17 protein-coding genes are annotated in these 21878 nt (G+C 75.5%); all 17 read left to right on the top strand.

Going from position 1 to position 21878, the window contains the following annotated elements; all coding sequences use genetic code 11:
* Positions 1 to 160: 160 nt before the first annotated feature.
* Positions 161 to 904, top strand: coding sequence for an SDR family NAD(P)-dependent oxidoreductase (locus ABZY31_RS07695; RefSeq protein WP_356405885.1), 744 nt, complete (start codon positions 161 to 163; stop codon positions 902 to 904).
* A gap of 190 nt (positions 905 to 1094) precedes the next feature.
* Complete coding sequence (locus tag ABZY31_RS07690) at positions 1095 to 2057, top strand: NAD-dependent epimerase/dehydratase family protein (protein ID WP_356405884.1); 963 nt, start codon at positions 1095 to 1097, stop codon at positions 2055 to 2057.
* Positions 2058 to 2147: 90 nt separating this feature from the next.
* Complete coding sequence (locus ABZY31_RS07685; protein WP_356405882.1) at positions 2148 to 3803, top strand: carbamoyltransferase C-terminal domain-containing protein; 1656 nt, start codon at positions 2148 to 2150, stop codon at positions 3801 to 3803.
* Positions 3800 to 4900, top strand: coding sequence for a glycosyltransferase (locus ABZY31_RS07680; protein ID WP_356405880.1), 1101 nt, complete (start codon positions 3800 to 3802; stop codon positions 4898 to 4900). Before ABZY31_RS07685 ends, ABZY31_RS07680 begins: the two co-directional genes overlap by 4 nt.
* Before the next feature lie 83 nt (positions 4901 to 4983).
* On the top strand, positions 4984 to 5589 hold the full coding sequence (locus ABZY31_RS07675) for an HAD-IIIA family hydrolase (RefSeq protein WP_356405995.1): 606 nt from the start codon (positions 4984 to 4986) through the stop codon (positions 5587 to 5589).
* Positions 5586 to 6689, top strand: a complete 1104-nt coding sequence (locus ABZY31_RS07670) for a glycosyltransferase family 9 protein (RefSeq protein ID WP_356405878.1) — start codon at positions 5586 to 5588, stop codon at positions 6687 to 6689. Before ABZY31_RS07675 ends, ABZY31_RS07670 begins: the two co-directional genes overlap by 4 nt.
* Positions 6686 to 7648, top strand: coding sequence for a glycosyltransferase (locus tag ABZY31_RS07665; RefSeq protein ID WP_356405876.1), 963 nt, complete (start codon positions 6686 to 6688; stop codon positions 7646 to 7648). The genes ABZY31_RS07670 and ABZY31_RS07665 overlap by 4 nt, the downstream gene beginning before the upstream one ends.
* Positions 7645 to 8910, top strand: coding sequence for a glycosyltransferase (locus ABZY31_RS07660; RefSeq protein ID WP_356405874.1), 1266 nt, complete (start codon positions 7645 to 7647; stop codon positions 8908 to 8910). The genes ABZY31_RS07665 and ABZY31_RS07660 overlap by 4 nt, the downstream gene beginning before the upstream one ends.
* 118 nt (positions 8911 to 9028) lie before the next feature.
* The gene (locus ABZY31_RS07655; protein WP_356405873.1) at positions 9029 to 9682 is read left to right on the top strand and encodes an SIS domain-containing protein; all 654 of its coding nucleotides are present in this window, start codon (positions 9029 to 9031) and stop codon (positions 9680 to 9682) included.
* The gene (locus ABZY31_RS07650; protein ID WP_356405871.1) at positions 9679 to 11127 is read left to right on the top strand and encodes a PfkB family carbohydrate kinase; all 1449 of its coding nucleotides are present in this window, start codon (positions 9679 to 9681) and stop codon (positions 11125 to 11127) included. The genes ABZY31_RS07655 and ABZY31_RS07650 overlap by 4 nt, the downstream gene beginning before the upstream one ends.
* Entirely contained in the window at positions 11127 to 12155 is a 1029-nt protein-coding gene (locus ABZY31_RS07645) for a glycosyltransferase family 9 protein (RefSeq protein ID WP_356405869.1), read from the top strand. Before ABZY31_RS07650 ends, ABZY31_RS07645 begins: the two co-directional genes overlap by 1 nt.
* Positions 12156 to 12948: 793 nt before the next feature.
* The gene (locus tag ABZY31_RS07640) at positions 12949 to 14376 is read left to right on the top strand and encodes a sugar transferase (RefSeq protein ID WP_356405867.1); all 1428 of its coding nucleotides are present in this window, start codon (positions 12949 to 12951) and stop codon (positions 14374 to 14376) included.
* Between the two features lie 73 nt (positions 14377 to 14449).
* Positions 14450 to 15766, top strand: a complete 1317-nt coding sequence (locus tag ABZY31_RS07635; RefSeq protein ID WP_356405865.1) for a nucleotide sugar dehydrogenase — start codon at positions 14450 to 14452, stop codon at positions 15764 to 15766.
* Positions 15756 to 17036, top strand: coding sequence for a glycosyltransferase family 4 protein (locus ABZY31_RS07630; protein ID WP_356405863.1), 1281 nt, complete (start codon positions 15756 to 15758; stop codon positions 17034 to 17036). The genes ABZY31_RS07635 and ABZY31_RS07630 overlap by 11 nt, the downstream gene beginning before the upstream one ends.
* Positions 17033 to 18403 carry a polysaccharide biosynthesis protein gene (locus ABZY31_RS07625; RefSeq protein WP_356405861.1) on the top strand — a complete coding sequence of 457 codons (1371 nt, stop codon included), beginning with the start codon at positions 17033 to 17035 and terminating at the stop codon, positions 18401 to 18403. The genes ABZY31_RS07630 and ABZY31_RS07625 overlap by 4 nt, the downstream gene beginning before the upstream one ends.
* A complete protein-coding gene (locus ABZY31_RS07620) occupies positions 18400 to 19926 on the top strand; it encodes a Wzz/FepE/Etk N-terminal domain-containing protein (protein ID WP_356405859.1) in 1527 nt (508 codons plus the stop codon). Before ABZY31_RS07625 ends, ABZY31_RS07620 begins: the two co-directional genes overlap by 4 nt.
* Before the next feature lie 3 nt (positions 19927 to 19929).
* Entirely contained in the window at positions 19930 to 21864 is a 1935-nt protein-coding gene (asnB, locus tag ABZY31_RS07615) for an asparagine synthase (glutamine-hydrolyzing) (RefSeq protein WP_356405857.1), read from the top strand.
* The last annotated feature ends 14 nt before the right edge of the window (positions 21865 to 21878 follow it).

The following is a 21878-nucleotide window of genomic DNA, read 5'->3' as shown; positions in this document are numbered from 1 at the left end:
CGCGGCACGACCGGTCACGGCTGTCCGCCGTCTCCGCGACACCCGGCGCGGCCCGCCCCGCCGGGCCCGGTCGCCGCTGCCACAGTGGGGCCGTGCCGCCGCCGCCGGGCCGTCGGGGCCCGGACACCGGACGCGCGCGGCGCGGAAGGAGCGTGGGAGCGTGAGCGCAGTCGAGGGCGTGCTGAGCGGCAGGCAGGCGCTGGTGACGGGAGGGGCGCGCGGACTGGGCGCGGCCATCTCGCGGCGGCTGGCCGCCGCGGGGGCCGCCGTGCTGGTGGCCGACGTGCGCAAGGACCTCGCGCAGGAGCTGTGCGCGGACCTGCTGGTGGCGGGCGGCCGGGCCCGGTTCGTGGAGCTGGACGTCTGTGACGCCGAGGCGGTCGCGGCCGTGTTCCGGGACCTGGAGGAGGACGGCCAGGCCGTCGACATCCTCGTCAACAACGCCGCGGTGGACGTCTCCAAGGCCGTCGAGCAGCTCTCGGCGCAGGAGGTGACGCGCGTGGTCACGACGAACCTGCTGGGACCGATGTACCTGTGCCTGGAGTCCTACCGGCGCATGGTCGCCCGGGGCGGCGGCCACATCGTGAACATCCTGTCCACGGCGGCGAACCGGACCTGGACGGAGGCGGGTCCCTACGCCGCCAGCAAGACGGGCCTGCGCGCCTTCACCCACACCCTGTTCAAGGAGGCGCAGCGGGACTGCGCGGGCATCGGGATCACGGGGATCATCGCGGGCGGCATGGAGACCGGCTTCATCCTGGAGCGCTTCCCCGATGCCGACGTGACGATGCTGCAGAGCCCGGAGATCGTGGCCGACACCGTCATGTACGCGCTCTCGGTGCCGGTGGGGAGCGTGGTGCCGGAGCTCGTGGTGGTGCCGCGGTGCGAGCCGTCCTGGCCGTGACACCCCGGGGGGACGGGGTCGGGCCGTAACGGTGCGCTACCACTCGAATGCGCGGTCGGGGTGCCGTCCGCGGCGCCTCCGGGCAGGCTGGGGATCTCTGGCGGCCTTCGAGGCCGGCCGACGCGTACGGAGCCGCAGCCGCTCCACCGAGTCTTCCGCGTCGCACTCCCCGTTCTCCCAGGAGCTGACCATGGGCCCTTCCCCCGCCCGCCGCTGGGCGCACGCCGTCGTCACGGGCGGTGCCGGATTCGTCGGATCGCACCTCTGTTCCGCCCTCGTGGCGGCGGGTACGGCGGTGACCTGTGTCGACGACTTCAGCACCGGCCGCCGTGCGAACGTGGAACACCTGATCGGCCAACCGGACTTCGTGCTGCGCGAGGCCAACGTGTCCGAGGGGCTCACGGTGGACCGCGAGCCCGACCTCGTCCTGCACCTGGCCTCCCCCGCGTCCCCTGCCGACTACCTCCGGCTGCCGCTGCACACCCTGGAGGCGGGCAGCCTCGGCGTGCGCAACGCGCTCGCGCTGGCCCACCGCAGCGGTGCCCGCTTCCTCCTGGCGTCGACGTCCGAGGTGTACGGCGACCCGCTGGAGCACCCGCAGAACGAGCGGTACTGGGGCAACGTCAATCCCGTCGGGCCGCGCAGCGTCTACGACGAGGCGAAGCGGTTCGGGGAGGCCCTGGCCACGGCGCACGCGTCGGCCCTGGGCACGGACGTCGCCATCGTCCGGCTGTTCAACACCTACGGGCCCCGCATGCGGGGCTACGACGGGCGCGCCGTCCCGACCTTCATCCGGCAGGCGCTGAGCGGAGTGCCCATGACCGTCACCGGTGACGGTCTGCAGACGCGCTCGATCTGCTACGTCGACGACACCGTCGCCGGCATCCTCGCGATGGCGGCCCACGGCATGCGCGGGCCGGTGAACATCGGCAACCCGGTCGAGGTGACCATGCTCGACCTCGCCCGGCACATCCGGCACCTCACCGGCTCCCACGCGCAGATCACCTTCATCGACCGGCCGACCGACGATCCCGCCGTGCGCTGCCCGGACATCACGCTGGCGCGCGACAAGCTCCAGTGGGAACCGGCGGTCGCGGCCGAGGACGGCTTGCGGCGCACGATCGAGTGGTTCCGCGCCCATCTCGACGACTGACCGGACGCCTCCCCCGACCAGGTCCGCCCCGCGGGGCCGCAACGGCGCCCCGCCGCTTTCCATCCCGCCGGCCGAAAGGCTCGTACCACCATGCGTGTTCTCGGAATCAACGCGCTCTTCCACGACCCCTCCGCGGCCCTCGTCATCGACGGCAGGACGGTGGCCGCCGCGGAAGAGGAACGTTTCTCGCGCCGCAAGCACGGCAAGCGGCCGGTGCCCTTCTCCGCCTGGGAACTCCCCGAGCGGGCGGCGGCCTGGTGCCTGCGGTACGCCGGGCTGCGGCCCCAGGACCTCGACGCGGTCGCGTACGCCTACGATCCCGAACTCGCGCTGCCCGCGCTGGACATGGGGCTGGACGACCCGTGGGACCACCTGCGGCAGACCTATGCGCGCGAGGCCGCCGGATTCCTGGCGGCGGCGCTGCCCGGCCTCGATCCGGCCCTCGTCCGCTTCGTGCCCCACCACATGTCCCACGCCGCGTCCAGCGCCTTCGCCGCCGACGGCGCGGAGCGCAGTTCCGTCCTGGTCCTGGACGGACGCGGCGAACGCGCCTCCCACCTGGCGGCGACCCGCCGGGGCAACCGGCTGGAGCCCCTGCGCGCCCAGGAACTGCCGCACTCCCTGGGCCTGGTGTACGAGGAACTCACCGACCACCTCGGCTTCCTGAGGTCGAGCGACGAGTTCAAGGTGATGGCCCTCGCCTCGCACGGGCGGCCCCGCATGCTCGACACCCTGCGCCGCCACGTCTTTCCCACCGGCGACGGCGGATTCCACGCCTCGGACGTCCCCTGGCACGAACTGTGCCCCCCGCGGCATCCGGACGAGCCGTGGACCCAGGAGCACGCCGACACGGCGGCCAGCGCGCAGGCGGTGCTGGAGGAGACCCTCCTCGACCTGGCGCGGTGGCTGCACGGCCGCACGCACGACGACGTGCTCACGCTGGCCGGCGGTGTCGCGCTGAACTGCGTGGCCAACGCGCGGATCGCGCGCGAGGGACCCTTCTCCCGGGTCTGGGTCCAGCCGGCCGCGGGCGACGCGGGCACGGCCCTGGGCGCGGCCCTGCTGGTGGCCGCGCAGGAGGGCGAGACCGTGGAGCCGATGACGGGCGCCGACCTGGGCCGCGACTGGTCCGACGCGGAGCTCGGTGCCTGGCTCAAGACGGCGGGCGTGCCCTTCGAGCGGCCCGCGGACATCGCCGCGACGGTCGCCGAGGCCCTCGCGGACAACGCCATCGTCGCCTGGTTCCAAGGGCGTTCGGAATTCGGTCCGCGGGCGCTCGGCCACCGGTCCCTGCTGGCGCACCCCGGCCACGCCGGGAACCTGGAGCGGCTCAACGACGTCAAGGGCCGCGAGCAGTTCCGCCCGGTGGCACCCATGGTGCTGGAGGACCGCGCCGCCGAGATCTTCGACGGGCCGCTGCCCAGCCCGTACATGCTGTTCGTCCACGACGTCGCCGCGCCGTGGCGCGAGCGCATCCCGGCCGTCGTTCACGTGGACGGCACGGCGCGGATCCAGACGGTCGACGCCGCCCGCGCACCGCTGGTGGCCCGGATGCTGACCGAGTTCGAGCGGCGCACGGGGCTGCCCGTGGTCGTCAACACCAGCCTCAACACAGCCGGGCGCCCCATGGTGGACGACCCCCGGGACGCCCTGGAGTGCTTCGGCTCCTCACCGGTCGACCTGCTCGCCATCGGGCCGTACGCCATCCGGCGCGGCGGCCTCTTCGCCACGGGAGAAGCCCTGTGAGCGCGACGACGCGGCTTCCCGCGGCGCCGTCCTACGCGGTGGTGATCCCGACGGTGGGGCGGCCGAGCCTCGCCGCCTGCCTGGAGGCCCTGGCCGCGGCGACGGCCGGCGGGCAGGGGCCCGAGCGGGTGGTGATCGTGCACGACCGGCCGCACGCCGACGGGACGGTGCCCGCCGCCGAGGTGCCCGAAGGCCTGCGCGCGGTCACCGTCGTGGTGCCCGGCGGGGCACGGGGACCGGCCGCCGCCCGCAACACCGGTGTCCGGGCGGCCGGCCCGGCGCCCTGGATCGTCTTCCTGGACGACGACGTCGTGCCCGGGCCGACGTGGGGCCGCGACCTGGCCCACGACCTGGCATCGGCCTCCCGCGACACCGCGGCCGTCACCGCCCGCATCGACGTGCCGCTGCCCGAGCGCCGGCGCCCCACCGACTGGGAGCGCAACACGGCGGGCCTGGCGACGGCGCGCTGGATCACCGCAGACATGGCGTTGCGGCGTACGGCCCTGGACGCCTCCGGCGGCTTCGACGAACGCTTCCGGCGGGCCTTCCGGGAGGACGCCGACCTGGCCCTGCGCCTGCTGGACGGCGGCTGGACCCTGGCGCCCGGCACGCGCCGCACCACACATCCGGTACGGCCCGCCGACCGGTGGGTCTCCGTACGCCTCCAGCGGGGCAACGCCGACGACGTCCTGATGGCCCGGCTGCACGGGCGCGACTGGTGGCAGCGCGCCGGTGCGCCGCGCGGCCGGCTCCCGCGGCACCTGGCGGTGAGCGCGGCGGCCGGCGCGGCGGTGGGCTGCGCCCTGTCCGGCAGGTGGCGCGGCGCCGCCGTGTGCGGGGCCGCCTGGCTGGCCGGGACCGCGGAGTTCGCGGCGGCACGCATCGCACCCGGTCCCCGGACCCGGCCCGAGGTGCTGGCCATGGCCGTGACGAGCCTGCTCATCCCGCCGGCCGCCTGCTGGCACTGGCTGCGCGGTCACGTCGCGCACCGGGCCGTGCCGCGCCGGGCGGCGGCCCGCGGGCCGGCCGCCGACGCCGCGGCGGTGACGGTGGCGACGGGCTCCGCAGGGGCCCCGCGCGCGGAGGCCGTGTCGTGAGCGGCGACGCCCGACGGGATCGCGCCGGTGGTCCGTGGGTGTGGGACGGCCCCCCGACGGCCGGCTGCGCCCGCCGCGCGAGGGTGCCCGCCGCAGGCCGGGCGGGGGACGCCGGGCGGCGGCTCCCGGACGCGGTCCTGTTCGACCGCGACGGGACGCTCGTCGTGGACGTGCCCTACAACGGGGATCCCGCGCGCGTGGTCCCCATGCCCTCCGCCCGCGCCGCCGTGTCGGCCCTGCGCCGGGCCGGTGTCCCGGTCGGCGTGGTCAGCAACCAGTCGGGCGTGGCCCGCGGGCTGCTGACCCGGAGCCAGGTCGAGGCGGTCCGGCGCCGCGTGGACGCGGTGTTCGGGCCGTTCGCCCTGTGGGCGGTGTGCCCGCACGGACCGGACGGCGGCTGCCGCTGCCGCAAGCCCGCTCCGGGCCTGGTCCTGGCCGCCTGCGAACGGCTGGGCGCGGCGCCCGGCCGGACCGTGGTGATCGGCGACATCGGGGCGGACGTGGAAGCGGCCCGCTCGGCCGGCGCGCACGGCGTCCTCGTTCCCACCGCGATCACCCGCCCGCAGGAAGTAGCGGCGGCCGACGCCCGCGCGGCCGACCTGCTGGGCGCGGTCCGCCTGGTGCTCGGCGGCGGACCGGGCGGCTGCGAGCCGGCCGGCCGCGACCGGCGCGCGGAACGGTCCCGATGACCGCGCCGCGCACCCTCGTGGTGCGGCTGGACAGCGCGGGCGACGTGCTGCTCAGCGGCCCGGCCGTGCGCGCCGTGGCCGCCGGGTCGTCCCGCACCACCCTGCTGTGCGGCTCCGCCGGCGTCGCGGCCGCCCGGCTGCTGCCGGGCGTGGACCGCATCCTGGTCCACGACGCCGCGTGGGTGGGGTTGCGCCCGGGCCGGACCTCCCGCGAGGAGTGCGGGATGCTGGTGGACGCGCTGGCGGCGGAGCGCTTCGACCGCGCCGTCGTCCTGGTCTCCTACCACCAGAGCCCGCTGCCCGCGGCGCTGCTGCTCGCCATGGCCGGGGTGCCGTCCGTCGCCGCCGACTGCGAGGACTACCCCGGTTCGCTGCTGGCCCTGCGCCACCGCAGGCTGCCCGGCCGCCACGAAACGGAGGCCGCCCTCGACCTGGTGCGGGACTTCGGCTTCCCGCTGCCGCCCGGCGACGACGGCGCCCTGCGGGTGAGCGCGCCGCCCGACACCAGCCGGCTGACCGGACCGGAACCGTACGTGGTGCTGCATCCCGGGGCCGCCGTGGCGGCGCGCTCCTGGAGCCCGGACCGCGCGGTGCGCGCCTGCGCCGCCCTGCACGACGCCGGCCACCGGGTGGTGGTGACGGGCAGCGCGCCCGAGAAGGAGCTGACGGCGCGGGTCGCGGGCCGGCACGCCCTGGACCTCGGCGGGGTCACGCAGGACCTGGGCGAACTGTCGGGGGTGCTGGCCGGCGCCCGCGCCCTGGTCGCGGGGAACACCGGCCCCGCCCACCTCGCGGCCGCCGTCGGGACGCCGGTGGCGTGCCTGTTCGCCCCGGTGGTGCCCGCCGAGCGGTGGCGCCCGTACCGCGTGCCGCACGTCCTGCTCGGCGACCAGCGGGCCGCCTGCGCCGGAAGCAGGGCCCGCGACTGCCCGGTCGCGGGCCATCCCTGCCTCGACTCGGTGGCGGACGCCGACGTGCTCGCGGCGGTGGAGTCGCTGCTCGCACCGGCGCCGCCGGCACGGTCCCGCCACCGGCCGCCGGGGACCGCGCGGACGCGGCCGTCCGAACCCCACCAGAGCGAGCGAGAGGCACACGCGTGAACATCCTGCTGTGGCACGTGCACGGTTCCTGGACCACGGCGTTCGTCCAGGGCCCGCATTCCTACCTGGTCCCCGTCACGCCCGACCGCGGCCCGGACGGTCTCGGCCGGGCCCGGACCTTCGACTGGCCGGACGCGGTGCGGGAGGTCGCCCCGGACGAGCTGCGCCGGACACCGGTGGACCTCGTCGTGCTGCAGCGCCCGCACGAGTGGGAGCTCGCCGAGCGCTGGCTCGGCCGACGACTGGGCCGCGACGTGCCGGTCGTGTACCTGGAGCACAACGCCCCCTCCGGCGCGGTGCCCGAGACCCGGCACCCCTGCGCGGACCGCGACGACCTGACCCTCGTCCACGTCACGCACTTCAACCGGCTGTTCTGGGACAGCGGCACGACCCGCGCCGAGGTGATCGAACACGGCATCGTCGATCCGGGCCACCTGTACACCGGGCACGTCCCCCGGGCGGCGGTCGTCGTCAACGATCCCGTCCGGCGGGGCCGGTTCACGGGCACCGACCTGCTGCCGGGGCTGGCCGAGGCCGCCCCGCTGGACGTCTTCGGCATGCGCACGGACGGGCTGGCCGCCCATCTGGGCCTGTCCGCCGACCGGTTGCGCGCCCGGGACCTCCCACAGCGCGAGCTGCACGCGGCGATGGCGCAACGGCGGCTCTACCTGCACCCCGTCCGGTGGACCTCGCTCGGCCTGTCCCTGCTGGAGGCGATGCACCTGGGCATGCCCGTCGTGTGCCTCGCCACCACGGAGTCGGTGGAAGCCGTCCCGGCGGGGGCGGGCGTGCTCTCCACCCGGCCCGAGGAGCTGGCCAGGGCCGCCCGCCACTACCTGAACGAGCCGGAAGCGGCCGCCCGGGACGGCGCGACGGCCCGGCAGGCGGCCCTCGACCGGTACGGACTCAAACGGTTCCTGGACGACTGGGAACGCCTGCTCACGGAGGTCAGGTCATGACGTCGCCCATCCGCCCGGTGAGATACCGCCCCGGGAGACCGCGCCCGCTCTCGATCGCCCTGGTCTCCGAACACGCGAGCCCCCTCGCGACCCTCGGGGGCGTGGACGCGGGCGGCCAGAACGTCCACGTCGCCGCCCTGGCCGGCGCCCTGGCCGACCGCGGGCACCGCGTCGTCGTGTACACCCGCCGGGACGACCCGGGCCTGCCCGAGCGGACCCGGATGCGGGCGCGCGTAGAGGTCCGCCACGTCCCGGCCGGGCCCGCGGAGCCCATACCGAAGGACGAACTCCTTCCCCACATGCGGGACTTCGCCTACCACCTGATCAACGAGTGGCAGGCGGGGGCGCCGGACCTGGTGCACGCGCACTACTGGATGTCGGGCGTGGCCTCGCTGATCGCCGCGCGCGAACACCACGTGCCCCTCCTGCACACCTACCACGCCCTGGGCAGCGTCAAGAAGCGCCACCAGGGAAGCTCCGACACCAGCCCGGCGGCCCGGATCACCCTGGAGAAGGACATCGGCCTCCGGTGCGACCGGGTCATCGCCACCTGCCGGGACGAGGTCCGCGAACTGGGCCTCATGGGCATCTACCCGGAGAAGTCCCCCATCGTTCCGTGCGGGGTGGACCCGAAGCGCTTCCGGCCGGTGGACTCCGCCGCGGAGCACCGCCCCGGGCGCCCGTACCGGCTGCTGCACCTGGGGCGGCTCGTTCCCCGCAAGGGGGCCGCCCTGTCGATCGCGGCCCTCGCGCGCCTCCCGGGGGCCGAGCTGCTCATCGCCGGCGGGCCGCCCGCCGACCGGCTCGACGGCGATCCGGAGGTACGCCGGCTGCGCGCCCTCGCCCTGGGCGCGGGGGTGCTGGACCGGGTGCGCTTCCTGGGCGCGGTGCCCGGCGAGCGGGTCCCCGCCCTGCTGGGCGACTGCGACGTGGTGCTGTGCCCGGCGGACTACGAACCGTTCGGGATCGTGCCCCTCGAAGCGATGGCGTGCGGGCGCCCCGTGGTCGCCAGCGCGGTCGGCGGCCAACTGGACACCGTGGCCCACGGCGAGACGGGCCTGCTGGTCCCGCCCGGTGACGCCGCCGCCCTGACGCGCGCCGTCGCCCTGCTGCTGGACGATCCCGCGCGGCGCCTGGCGTACGGCGAAGCCGGGCGCAGGCGGGTGCTCGGCCACTACGGCTGGGACCGCGTGGCGGCCGCCACCGAAGCCGTCTACCGGTCGGTCCTCACCTCCCGGTTCAGCGTCGCGGAGCCCGTGTGAACAGCCCCGGGGCGCGCCGGCCCGATGCCCCGCCGGCCGCCGCGCCGACCGACCGCCCGTCCCCCCGCCCGAAGGAGGTGAAGCCCGGCGCGCCCGCCGCGGTGGCCGGGCCGACGCCATGAACCACGGTTCCTCGCACGCACACACGGACGCGCACCGGCACTGCCAGTCACTGCAGGAAGCGCTCGACGCCCTGCGGCGCGACGGCCTCGACCGGATCGGCCTCTGGGGCACCCGCCTCGCGGCCGTCCTCGGATCCGGCGGCCGGCTCCTCGCGGCGGGCAACGGAGGCAGCGCCGCCCAGGCCCAGCACCTGACCGCGGAACTCGTCGGCCGCTACCGCCGCGAGCGCCCCGCGTACTCGGCGATCGCCCTGCACGCCGAGACCTCCAGCGTCACCGCGATCGGCAACGACTACGGGTTCGAGCACGTCTTCGCCCGCCAGGTCGCGGCGCACGGGCGCGAGGGCGACGTCCTGGTCCTGCTGTCCACCTCGGGCCGCAGCACGAACCTGCTGGCCGCCGCGATGACCGCCCGGGCGAGCGGCGTCCGGGTGTGGGCCCTGACCGGCGCCGCTCCGAACCCGCTCGCCGAGGCCGCCGACGACGCCCTGTGCATCGCCGCGGAGTCGTCGGCGACGGTCCAGGAAGCCCATCTGGTCGCCGTCCACCTGCTCTGCGAGTCCTTCGACGCGGCCATCGCCCCGCTGCCGCACCGCGGCCGGAGCGGCGCCGCGCGGCCCGCCGTCGTCGGCGCCGAGGGGGGATCATGACCGGGTCGCCGCGGCCCCTGGTCGTCGTGGGCGACGCCCTCCTCGACCGCGACATCGACGGGACCGCCTGCCGTCTCGCGCCGGACGCCCCGGCGCCGGTCGTCGACGTCACCTCCGACCGGTCCCGTCCGGGCGGGGCCGGGCTCGCCGCCCTGCTCGCGGCCCGCACGGGGCGGCAGGTCACCCTGATCACCGCCCTCGGCGACGACGGGGCGAGCAGGACCGTACGGGCCGCCCTGCGCGGCCGGCTGCGGCTCGTGGAGCTCCCGCTGGAGGGGACCCTGCCGGTCAAGGCACGGGTGATGGCGGGCGGCAGGCCGCTGGTCCGCGTCGACCGGGGCGGGGGGACGGTCGGGGCGCCGCCCGAAGCGGTGCGGGAAGCCCTCGCGTCGGCGCACGCGGTGCTGGTGGCGGACTACGGGCGCGGCACGGTGGAGGCGGTGCGCGCGCTGCTGGCCGACGCCGCGCGGCGCGTACCGGTGGTGTGGGACCCGCACCCGCGCGGCGGCCCGCCCGTCCCGGGCGCCCGGCTCGTCACGCCGAACGCGGCCGAGGCCGCGGCGTGGGAGGAGGCCGACGGGGACTCCCTCGGTGCCCACGCCCACCGCGGCGCGGCGCTCGCCCAGCGCTGGCGTGCGGCCGCCGTCGCGGTCACCCTCGGTGAGCGCGGGGCCCTGCTCACCCGGCCGCACGCGACGGCCCCCCTGCTGGTGCCGGCCCCCTACCGGGCCAAGGGCGACCCCTGCGGCGCCGGGGACTGCTTCGCCGCGCTGACCGCCTGCGCGCTGGCGGACGGAGCGCTGCCGGAAGAGGCCGTGGCGCAGGGCGTGGCCGCCGCGGCGGCCTTCATCACCGCGGGCGGCGTCTCGGCGCACGGGCTGTGGGAGGAACCGCGGGGCCGCCGCGCACCGGCGCCGGGCGGTGCCACCGCGGGCGGCACCGGAGCGACCGGTACCGGGGGCGGTGCCACGGAGGCCTTCGCCCTCGTGGAGGCCGTACGCGCGCGCGGCGGCACCGTCGTCGCCACCGGCGGCTGCTTCGACCTGCTGCACGCGGGCCACGTCGGCCTGCTGGACAGCGCCCGCGGCATCGGGGACTGCCTCGTCGTGTGCGTGAACTCGGACGCGTCGCTGTCCCGGCTGAAGGGCCCGGGCCGCCCTCTGACTCCGCTGGAGGACCGGCTGCGCGTCCTGCTCGCCCTGGGCAGCGTGGACGCGGTCGTCGCCTTCGAGGAGGACACCCCCGAGGCCGTCCTGCGCGCCCTGCGCCCCGACGTGTGGGTGAAGGGCGGCGACTACTCCTGCGAGGACCTGCCGGAAGCGCGGGTGCTCTCCGCCTGGGGTGGCCAGGCCGTCGTCCTGCCCTACCTGGACGGCCGGTCCACCACCCGCCTCGCGCACCGCGCCGCCGCGGCGTCCGCCACGGCCCGGCCGGCCGCCGGCTGATGGGCGGCTCCCCTGCCGGCGCCGCGCGGCCGGCCACCCTGGTCCTGCGCGCGCTGGGGCTGGGCGACCTGCTCGCCATCGTGCCGGCGCTGCGCGCCCTGCGCCGGGCCTGGCCCGCACACGAACTGGTGCTGGCCGCTCCCGCGCGGCTGCGGAGCGCCGCACTGGCGACCGGGCTGGTCGACCGCCTGCTGCCCGCCGACGCACCCGGCCGCGCCGTCCCGGCGGCGCTCTCCTGGACGGGGCCGCCCCCCGAGGTCGCCGTGGACCTGCACGGCAACGGCCCGCCCAGCCACCTGCTGCTGCGGGCGCTGCGGCCCGGGCGGCTCCTCGCCTACCGGCACCCCGACCTCGCGGACCTGCCGGGACCCCACTGGGACGCGCACGAGCACGAACGCTCGCGCTGGTGCCGGCTGCTCGCCTGGTACGGCATCGACGCCGACCCGGACGACCTGCGGATCGCGCCGCCCGCCGTCCCCTCCCCCGCGCTGGGAGCGGTCCTCCTGCACCCCGGGGCCGACGCGGGCGCCCGGCGCTGGCCCGCCCGCCGCTTCGCCGAGGTCGCCCGGGCGCTCCACCGGGCCGGCGCGGAGGTCCTGGTGACGGCGGGCCACGGCGAGGGACGGCTGGCGCACCACGTGGCCCGGCGGGCCGGGCTGCGGCCGGAGGCGGTGATCGGCGGGGACGACGACGTGCCCTTCGGCGACCTCGCGGCGCTCGTGGCGCACGCGCGCTGCCTCGTGGCCGGGGACACGGGCCCGGCGCACCTCGCCTCCGCGCTGGGCACCCCGTCCGTCGTGCTGTTCGGGCCGGTGTCGCCCGCGCTGTGGGGGCCGCCGCGGCACGGTCCGCACCGCGCCCTGTGGCGGCCCGGTCCGGGAGAGGACCCCTACCGCCCGGGTGATCCGCACGCGCTGGAACCGGACGACCGGCTGCTGCGGATCACGGTGGAGGAGGTGCTCGCCGCCGTGGCGGAGCTGCCGGAACGGCGCCCCGGCCCACGGCCGTTGCGGCGCGCGGGGACGTGACGGCGTGATCGTGGGCGGTTGTCACAACTGACGCCTTAAACCTGCTCGTTGGCCCGGAGTCTGTCACAAAGCCCGCCTACATGGCTGCACTTCGGGCCGCACGCTTCCGCTACGCACGTCCGGCCCGATCCGGCCGGCGGGAAGCGGAAGATCCGCACGGCCTCCCGCGCCGCCCCCGTGGCTGGAATTCGGCCAGGTCACGCGCTCCGGGCGGGCCTCGGCGCACCCGTGGGCCGTGATCGTTCGGTGGAGCAACCTTCAAAGCCCGAGCACAAGTTGCATACATTCCCCTCTCCATACGGGCACCCATGCTCTAGATTGACCCTGCTCCGCAAGGACGGACACGAGGCGACAAATCATGATCTACAGGCCTGTTCTCACGGACAGTCCGTAGTCGCCCCTGCGCCCACCGTGGGCGCGGAGGTGGTCCGTCGCGGTTTCTCAGGTACCCGGGAGGGGGCCCTGGGTGGAGGGGGAACGCCCGTGTGGCGGCTCCCCCGCATCTCGGGACCCGGGCGGAACGTGCGCATTCACATGTCGGTCGGGCGGGGTGTTCGCAGAGCCCCGCACCGATCCGGTACGCCATGGCCGGGAGAGGGGTCTCCCGGAGCGGGACAGCACGGCGCGGGGGGCGGTGCCTCCCGGGGGGAGCAACAGTGCGGGGGGCGTGCGCCTCCCGGGGGGAGGAACCGTGTGGAGCAAGCACGTCGAGTCCGCTGGTGACCTGGGGGGGAATGTGCAGCAGGGGGAGGGTGAGTTAGCCGTCCCGTTCCTGCCGCCCCTCGGGCGTCCGGTGAACGGGACGATCGGCCGGCCCGCGGCCGACTGGGAGCAGCGGTACCGACGTACCGTGCTGACCGGTGACAGCGTGGCCACCGCCCTCGTGGTGGCGGCCATCGGAGGCTTCTTCGGCGTCCGGGACGCGGCCAACTGGCACGAGAAGTGGACCATCCTGGCCTTCGGCACCGAGCTGCTGGTGCTGGGCGCGCTGGCGGTGAGCCGGGCATGGGAGCCGGCCGTCCTCGGCCAGGGCGCCGAGGAGTTCCGCCGGCTCGGGCGCTCGCTCGTCACGGCGGCCGTCGTCCTGGCGCTCGGCGGGATCGCGCTCAGCTCGCGCAACATCAAGCTCTGGATCTTCGTCGCGATACCGGCGATCGCGCTGGTCACCCTGGTCGAGCGGTATCTGCTGCGGCTGTGGCTGTACCGGCAGCGAGGGGCCGGGCGGTGCCTGCGGCCGGTGCTCGCCGCGGGCAGCCCGGACACCGTGCGCGACCTGATCGTCCGGACCCGCAAGTGCCCGCGCCTCGGGTGGCGGGTGGAGGCGGTGTGCACACCGGACGGCCTCGGGCCCAACGGTGACCGGCTGGAGGGAGTGCCGGTCGTCGGGCGGCTCACGGACGTCGCGGGCCACGTCCGCCGCGACGGCTACCGGGTCGTCGCGGTCACCCCGGACCCGCACTGGTCGCCGGAGCGGCTCCAGCGGCTGGCCTGGAACCTGGAGGGCGGCGACGCCGAGATGGTCGTGGCGCCCGTCCTGATGGAGGTGGCGGGCCCCCGGCTGCACGTCGACGGGGTGCTCGGGATCCCGCTCCTGCGGGTCAGCATGCCGATCTTCACCGGCGGACGCCGGGCGGTCAAAGAGGTCGTCGACCGGGCGGGCGCGGTGGTCCTGCTCCTGCTGTTCGCGCCGCTCATGGTGCTCGTGGGCCTGGTCGTGCTGGCCGACAGCCGGGGCGGGGTGTTCTACCGCCAGCGCAGGGTCGGCAAGGACGGGCGCGAGTTCACCACGGTCAAGTTCCGCACCATGGTGCCCGGAGCGCACGGGGCGCGGGCCGCGCTGGCCGGACTCAACGAGGGCGCGGGCCTGCTGTTCAAACTCCGCCGGGACCCGCGGGTGACCCGGGTCGGGGCGACGCTGCGCCGGTACTCGCTCGACGAGCTCCCGCAGCTCTTCAACGTGCTCACGGGATCCATGTCGCTCGTCGGCCCGCGGCCTCCGCTGCCCGAGGAGTCCGCCGCCTACAGCCCGGACATCCGGCGGCGGTTGCTGGTCAAGCCGGGGCTCACCGGCCTGTGGCAGATCAGCGGGCGCAGCGACCTGCCGTGGGACGAGGCGGTCCGGCTGGACCTGCGGTACGTGGAGGACTGGTCGCTGGCGCTGGACACGGTGATCTTGTGGAAGACGCTGCGTGCGGTGCTTCAGGGCCAGGGGGCCTACTGATGCGCGGGGGGCATCGTCCGGTGGGCTCGCGGACAGCAGGCCACAAGGGCCTGCCTGGGGGGAGGAACGCGTCATGAGAGTCAGCGTCTTAGGGCTCGGTTACGTGGGCTGCGTGTCGGCCGCGTGCCTGGCCAGCCTGGGCCACGAGGTCATCGGAGTGGACATCAGCCAGGTGAAGGTCGACCTGGTCAACGAGGGCAAGGCCCCGGTGGTCGAGGAGCGGATCGGCGAGCTCATCGCCGAGGTCGTGCGGACCGGTGCGCTGCGCGCCACCACCGACGTCCGCGAAGCGATCAGGGACAGCGACGTGTCGCTGGTCTGCGTGGGCACGCCGTCGGAGCCCAACGGCAGCCTGTGCACCACCTACTTGGAGCGGGTGACCGAGGAGATCGGCGCCGCCGTGGCGGAGCGGGGCGGTCGTCAGACCGTCGTGTTCCGCAGCACGATGCTCCCGGGCACCTGCCTGAACCTGCTGGTGCCGATCCTGGAGAAGTCCGTTGGCGGCACCGCCGGCGTCGACATCGGGGTCGCGGTCAACCCCGAGTTCCTGCGCGAGGGCACCAGCGTGCGGGACTTCTTCGACCCGCCGAAGACGGTCATCGGCGAACTCGACCCGGCGAGCGGCGACGTGGTGGAGGCGCTGTACGACGGACTGCCCGGCGAGGTGTTCCGCGTGCCGATCCCGACCGCCGAGGCGATCAAGTACGCGGACAACGCCTTCCACGGCCTCAAGATCGGCTTCGCCAACGAGCTGGGCGCGGTGTGCCAGGCGCTCGGGGTGGACTCCCACCAGGTGGTGGACGTGTTCCTGGCCGACCGCAAGCTCAACATCAGCTCCGCCTACCTGCGCCCCGGCTTCGCCTTCGGCGGCTCCTGCCTGCCCAAGGACCTGCGCAGCCTGCTCCACGCGGCGCGGCGGGCCGACGTGTCGGTGCCCATCCTGGCCCACGTCCTGCCCTCGAACTCCGAACACCTCCAGCGCGCGGTGGAGTTGGTCGAGCGCACCGGCAAGCGCCGGGTGGGACTCTTCGGGCTGTCCTTCAAACCCGGCACCGACGACCTGCGCGAGAGCCCGCTCGTGGAGCTGGCGGAGAGACTCTTCGGCAAGGGGTACGACCTGCGGATCTACGACCCCAACGTGAACCTGTCCCGGCTGCTCGGCGCGAACCGGGAGTACATCGAGAACCGGCTGCCGCACCTCGCGCAGCTGCTCGCGCAGTCCGTCGGCGAGGTGCTGGAGCACGCCGAGGTGTGCCTGGTCGGGACGAAGGACCCGGCCGTGCTCTCGGCGCTGCCCCACGGCGACGGCCCGCTGATCGTCGACCTCGTCCACCTTCCCGACGCCGCCGCGCGCCGGACCGAACCGGGGTACGTGGGCCTTGCCTGGTGACGCGTCGTACGAGGGCCGGGGCAGCGGCGACGGGTCCGCCCGTCGCGCGCTGGTCCTGGTGGAGAACCTGTCGGTGCCGTTCGACCGGCGGGTGTGGCAGGAATGCACCACGCTGCGCGACGCGGGCTGGACGGTGGACGTCATCTGCCCCCGCGGGACGAAGCGGGACACGGAGCCGGAAGCGGTGATCGACGGGGTGCGGATCCACCGCTACCCGTTGCGCGCGGCCACCGGAGGACCGGCCGGCTACCTCCAGGAGTACGGATCGGCGCTCTGGCACACCCTGCGGCTGGCCCGCAAGGTCGGCCCGGTCGACGTCGTCCACGCCTGCAACCCGCCGGACCTGCTCTTCCTGCCGGCCCTGTGGCTGAAGCGGCGGGGAGCGCGGTTCGTCTTCGACCAGCACGACCTGTGCCCCGAGCTGTACCTCTCCCGCTTCAACCGCGGCGAGGACCTGCTGTACCGCGCGGTGTGCGCGCTGGAACGGCGGACCTACCGGGCCGCGGACATCGTGCTCGCCACGAACGAGAGCTACCGGGACGTCGCGCTGCGCCGGGGCGGCCGGCGCGCCTGCGACGTCTTCGTGGTGCGCAGCGCGCCCGACACCGACCGGTTCCGGCCGGTGCCGCCCGAGCCGGAGCTCAAGCGCGGCAAGCCCCATCTGCTGTGCTACCTGGGGGTCATGGGCCCGCAGGACGGCGTCGACTACGCCTTGCGGGCCCTCGCGCAGCTGCGCGACGTCTTCGGGCGGACCGACTGGCACGCGGTGTTCGTCGGCGGCGGCGACACCTTCGACGCGATGGTGGAGCTCTCGCGGCGCCTCGGGCTTTCGGAGCAGGTGCAGTTCACCGGGCGGGTGCCGGACGCCGATCTGGTGCGCTACCTGTCCACGGCCGACGTGTGCCTCTCGCCCGACCCGCACAATCCGCTCAACGACGTGTCGACCATGAACAAGGTGCTCGAGTACATGGTGATGGGGCGGCCCATCGTCTCCTTCGACCTGCGGGAGGCCCGGGTCTCCGCCGGTGACGCCGCCGTCTACGCGCCCGCCAACGACGAGGCGGAGTTCGCCAAGCTCATCGCGATGCTGCTGGACGATCCGCAGAAGCGGGCCCGGATGGGCGAGAGCGGCCGGGAGCGGATCAACGGACCGCTGTCCTGGCGCAATTCGCAGGCGTCGCTGCTCGCCGCCTACGCCGCTGCCTGCCCCGACGGCGCTGCGGCGCCGGCGGGCGGACCGGCCCGGGCGCGCAGGAGGCCGCGCCGTTGAGCGATGACACGATACGCCTGGTGACGATCGGCCGGATCGTCAGGCGGCGCGGGCGGTTCCTCGCCGTCCTCGCGCTGGTGGGGGCGCTCGTCGGCTACGGCACCTCGCTGCTGTTTCCGCCGAGCTACACGACGACGGCGTCGGTGCTGCTGCCCGGGGCGTGGCAGGAGCGCGAGCTGCTGACCCAGGCGGAGATCGCGACCAGCTCGGTGGTGGTCGACCGCGCGGCGGCCGCTCTCGGCTGGAACGGCGTCGACGGCGCCGCGCTGCGGGAGCGGGTGAGCGCCCAGGCCTCGGACGGGAACATCATCAGGATCTCGGGTACGGCCGAGACCCCCGAGCGCGCCCAGCGGCTCGCCGACCAGCTGGCCCAGCAGTTCGTCACCTTCGCCGCGCGGATCGCGGGGGCCAACACCGACCCCGCGTCGGCGGCGCAGCCCGAGGCGCTGCGGCAGATGGTGGAGCAGACCAGCCGCCGCATCACCCAGCTCGCCGACGCGACCGATCCGGGGCAGAGCGTGGAGAGCGTGCAGACCCGCACCGAACTCGCGAAGCTGCGCACCGCGCTCCAGGAGGCGGTCAAGAAGCTGGACCAGACCGACCCGTCGGCGGCCAAGGCCAACATGGTCGTGATGGGCCCGGCGGCCCGGCCGGCCGGGGAGGCGCCTCCGACGAGGACGCAGCTCATCGGCGCCGGGGCGCTGCTGGCCTTCCTGCTCGGGATCATCGCTCACCTCACCGCCGCCCGCGTCAGCCGCCGGCCGCGCACCGAAGCGGAGATCGCCTCGGCGCTGGGCGCGGCGCCGCTGGGCAGCGTCGACGTTCCCGGTGAACGGCTCGCGGGCCGTGCGGGGGGCCGTGGCGCGCGGGCCCGGGTCCGGCGGCTGCTGGGCCTCGACGTCCGGTGGGACCTGCCGGTCCCGCAGGACAGCGGCGACGAGGCGGGGCGCCGGCTGCGCTACCAGCGCGTGTGCTCCCGCATCCGGGAGCGGCTGCCGCTCTCCCGGCGGCTGCTGGTCGTCGTCCTGGAGGGTGACGACACCGCCCGGGAGGCGGCCGGACGGCTGGCCGCCGAGGCGGGGGACGAGCCCCTGCTGGAGGTCGTCGAGGTGTCCGCGTCCCGGCCGCTCGTGCCGGACCGCGACGACGAGCCCGGCGTCCTCGTCGTGCTCGGCGCGGGCGGCTGGACCACGGGCGACCTCTCCGGCGTCGCCGAAGCCTGCGCGGACGCGGGGCGGGAGGTCGTGGGCTCGGTCCTCGCCGACCTGGTCCGGGCCCGTCCGGCGCGCGCCGCCGCCGACCGCCCCCGGGAGGGCGCCGCGGCGCCGGTCGCGGTGGGCGCCGACTCGGCGGGAGGCCCGGGGTGACGACGAGCACGATGGCGGAGCCGTCAGCCGCCGCTCCGCTGGTGGACCTCCAGGGGCTGGTCGTCGCCGTGCGCAGGCGCCGCCGCCTGTGGTCCGCGATGGCGCTGCTGGGGCTGCTCCTGGGCGCGGCGGTGGCGGCCCTGATGCCGGCGCCGCCGACCGCGGTGACCAAGGTGCTGGTCGCCCACCAGGCGGACCAGCCGAACGATCCCGGAACGCTGGTCAAGACCGACGCCGCGCTGCTGCACACCACGCGCATCGCGAGCCAGGCCCTGCGGTCCCTCGGATCACCGGAGGAACCGGAGGCCTTCATGCGGGACTACGCGGGCATCGGCCTGACCAACAACCTGCTGCAGATCGAGGTGACCGGTGACAGCGACGCCCAAGCGGTGGCGCGCGCCAAGGCGCTGGCCGAGGCGTTCGTCGCGGACCACGTGAAGCGCATCCAGGAGGCCGCGGACGCCGAGGCCAAGACCCTGCTCGACCAGCGCGACCGCATGCGGGACGAACTCGCCCAGGTCAACAAGTCGATCGGGAACACTTCGCCGGGAGGCGGCGCCAAGGCATCGGCGAGCATGGAGTCGCTCTTCGCCCAGCGGGCCGAACTCACCGCGCGCATCACCGACTTCGGCCAGCGCGCCGCGGATGCGCGCACCGGCACGCCCCGGCTGATCGCCGGGACGCAGATCGTGGACGCACCGCGCGCGGTGCGCCACTCCCTGCCCCGGACCGCCGCCACCAACGCCGCGGTCGGAGCCGTCCTCGGGCTCGTCCTCGGGCTCGCGGTGGCCGCGGTCGGCGCGGTGGTGGCGGACCGCCCCGTCCTGCGCCGGGAGATCGCGGCGAACCTGGGCGCCTCGGTGATCGCGGAGCTGCGGGCCACGCCCCGCCGCGCCGCCGGGCCGTGGCGCCGCCGCCGGAGCCGGGCGCGGCGGACCCGCCTCGCGGCGACCCTGGCCCGTACCGTGCGCGGCTCGGCGGAGCCGGTGTCGCTGCTGGAACTGGGCTGTGCGCGCACCGCGGGCGTGATCGCCCTGGACCTCGCGGGCGCGCTGGAACAGGACGGGCCGGTGGTGATCGTCGACGCGCTGCCCGGGCAGCGGCTCGCCGACCGGCGCGCGAAGCGCGGGGAGCCCGCCGTGACCGGCGCCGTGGCCGCCTCGGACCCCGAGGCTCCGGAGCGCCGGATCGGCGTGGGATCGGTGGCGCCCGGGACGGCGTGGAGCGACCTGCCGGACCTCGGCGCGCGGACCGTGCTCGTCGTGCGCGCCGGGCACGGCAGCGTCGCCTGGCTGCACACCGTGGCCCGGCAGCTGGCCGAGCTGCGCATCACGCCGCTGGGCGTGGTGCTGATCGACCCCGATCCGCGCGACCGGACCGACGGCACGCTGTGGGACGGGCCGTACGGAGCTCCGCGCGGCCGCGCCGAGCGCAGCGCCGTACGGCGGAGCGGGACGGAGCGGCCGCGCACGGAGCGGCCGTCATGGGCACGGGTCCCGGACATCGACCAGGAAGCGCGGTAGGACATGTGTGGCATCGCAGGCACGTACCGGTGGCCGGACGGGAAGGCCGTGACCGACCGCCTCACCGATGTCCTCGCCCACCGGGGTCCGGACGGAGCGGGCCGCTACGGCCACGCCGCCGGTGACGGCGAGGTGCACCTCGGGCACCGCCGCCTGGCCATCATCGACCTGTCCGGCACCGGGGCCCAGCCGATGGTCTCGGACGGCCTGGTCCTGACGTACAACGGCGAGCTGTACAACGCGCCCGCGCTGCGCGCCGAACTGGCGGCGGCCGGCGTGCGCTTCCGCGGAACCTCCGACACCGAGGTGCTGCTGGAGGCGTGGCGGCGCTGGGGCACGGACTGCCTGCCCCGGCTGCGCGGCATGTTCGCCTTCGGGATCTTCGACGAGCGCACCGGCGAGCTGGTGCTCGCCCGCGACCAGCTCGGCGTCAAGCCGCTGTTCCTGCTCCGGCGGGGCGGGGGCCTGGTGTTCGCCTCCGAACTCAAGGCGCTCGCCGCCGCCACGGGCGGTTCGCTGGAGGTGGACCACGCGGCGCTCGTGGCGTCCCTGCTCTACTACTGGGTGCCGGATTCGCGCTGCGCGCTGCGCGGCGCGGAGAAGCTGCCGCCCGGCAGCTGGCTGCGGTGCCGGCCCGACGGCCGGGTGGACCGCGGCCGGTTCTGGAACCTGAAGGACGTCGCCGCCGAGGGCCAGGAGCGGGCCAGGAGTGGCGAGCGGCCGGACCTCGCCGCGATCGTCGAGGAGTCGACCCGCCTGCACCTGCTCTCCGACGTGCCCGTGGCGACCTTCCTCTCCGGCGGTCTCGACTCCAGTTACCTGACCGCGCTGGCGGCCCGCGACCGGCCCGGGATCTCCGCCTACACGATCGGGTTCCGCGCCGAGGACGCCCGGTTCGAGGCGATGCCGGACGACCTGCACTACGCGCGGCGGGTGGCCGCGCGGTTCGGCGTCGACCTGCACGAGATCGAGATCGCGCCGGACGTGCTCGACCTGCTGCCGCGGATGACCCACCACCTGGACGAGCCGATCGGTGACCCGGCCGCGATCAACACCTTCCTGATCTGCTCGGCCGCCCGGGAGGCGGGGGTCAAGGTGATGCTGTCGGGGATGGGCGCCGACGAGCTGTTCGCCGGCTACCGCAAGCACCTGGCCAACCTGCTCGCGGTGCGCTACCAGCGCGTTCCGCGGCCCCTGCGGCGCGGTCTGTCCCGGGCCGTGGACCGGCTGCCGGTCGCCACCGCCCGCCGGGGGTACCGCTCGGTGCGGTTCGCCAAGCGGTTCCTGTCCTTCGCCGACCTGCCGGAGGAGACGGCGTTCCGGCGCAGCTACACCATGTACGACCAGGACGCCCTGCTCGCCCTGGTCAACCCCGACCTGGCCGGGACGGTCGACGACGTGCTGACCGAGCACGCGGACGTCTACGCGGACAACGACCTCGACGACTTCGTCAACCGCATGTGCCTGGGCGACGCCCGGATGTTCCTGCCGGGCCTGAACCTCGCCTACACGGACCGCGCCAGCATGGCCGCGTCGACCGAGGTGCGGGTGCCGTACGTGGACGTCGAGGTGGTCAAGGCGGCGTTCGCCGTGCCCGGTGACGAGAAGATCGTCGGACGGCAGGGCAAGGCCGTCCTCAAGCAGGCGGCCACCTCCATCCTGCCCCGGGAGATCGTGTACCGGCCGAAGGGCCTGTTCAGCGCTCCGCTGCGGGCCTGGATGAGCCGGGACCTGGCGCCGCTGGTGCGCGAGGTGGTGCACGACGGCGTCCTCGTCAACTCCGGCTTCCTGCGGCGCGACGCGCTCGCGCGCATGGTCGCCGAGGACGCCTCCGGGCAGCGGGACTTCTCCAAGCACCTCTGGCACGTACTGACCCTCGAGTACTGGTACCGCGGCGCGACCTCTGGCTCCGGCCAGAGCACTGACGTGACGGCGTAGAACAACAGGAGTTC

This window comes from Streptomyces sp. NPDC006529 (genome assembly GCF_040611795.1).
In the GTDB taxonomy this organism is placed as follows: Bacteria; Actinomycetota; Actinomycetes; order Streptomycetales; family Streptomycetaceae; genus Streptomyces.
Note: the sequence above shows the minus strand (reverse complement) of the source record. Positions and strands in the feature narration are given on the sequence as shown.

Bases quoted from the DNA above. Each gene is read 5' to 3' on its own strand.
- ABZY31_RS07635 (WP_356405865.1), top strand. From the start codon at position 14,450: ATGAGAGTCAGCGTCTTAGGGCTCGGTTACGTGGGCTGCGTGTCGGCC.
- ABZY31_RS07690 (WP_356405884.1), top strand. From the start codon at position 1,095: ATGGGCCCTTCCCCCGCCCGCCGCTGGGCGCACGCCGTCGTCACGGGC.
- ABZY31_RS07660 (WP_356405874.1), top strand. From the start codon at position 7,645: ATGACGTCGCCCATCCGCCCGGTGAGATACCGCCCCGGGAGACCGCGC.
- asnB (WP_356405857.1), top strand. From the start codon at position 19,930: ATGTGTGGCATCGCAGGCACGTACCGGTGGCCGGACGGGAAGGCCGTG.
- ABZY31_RS07670 (WP_356405878.1), top strand. From the start codon at position 5,586: ATGACCGCGCCGCGCACCCTCGTGGTGCGGCTGGACAGCGCGGGCGAC.
- ABZY31_RS07650 (WP_356405871.1), top strand. From the start codon at position 9,679: ATGACCGGGTCGCCGCGGCCCCTGGTCGTCGTGGGCGACGCCCTCCTC.
- ABZY31_RS07655 (WP_356405873.1), top strand. From the start codon at position 9,029: ATGAACCACGGTTCCTCGCACGCACACACGGACGCGCACCGGCACTGC.
- ABZY31_RS07645 (WP_356405869.1), top strand. From the start codon at position 11,127: ATGGGCGGCTCCCCTGCCGGCGCCGCGCGGCCGGCCACCCTGGTCCTG.
- ABZY31_RS07685 (WP_356405882.1), top strand. From the start codon at position 2,148: ATGCGTGTTCTCGGAATCAACGCGCTCTTCCACGACCCCTCCGCGGCC.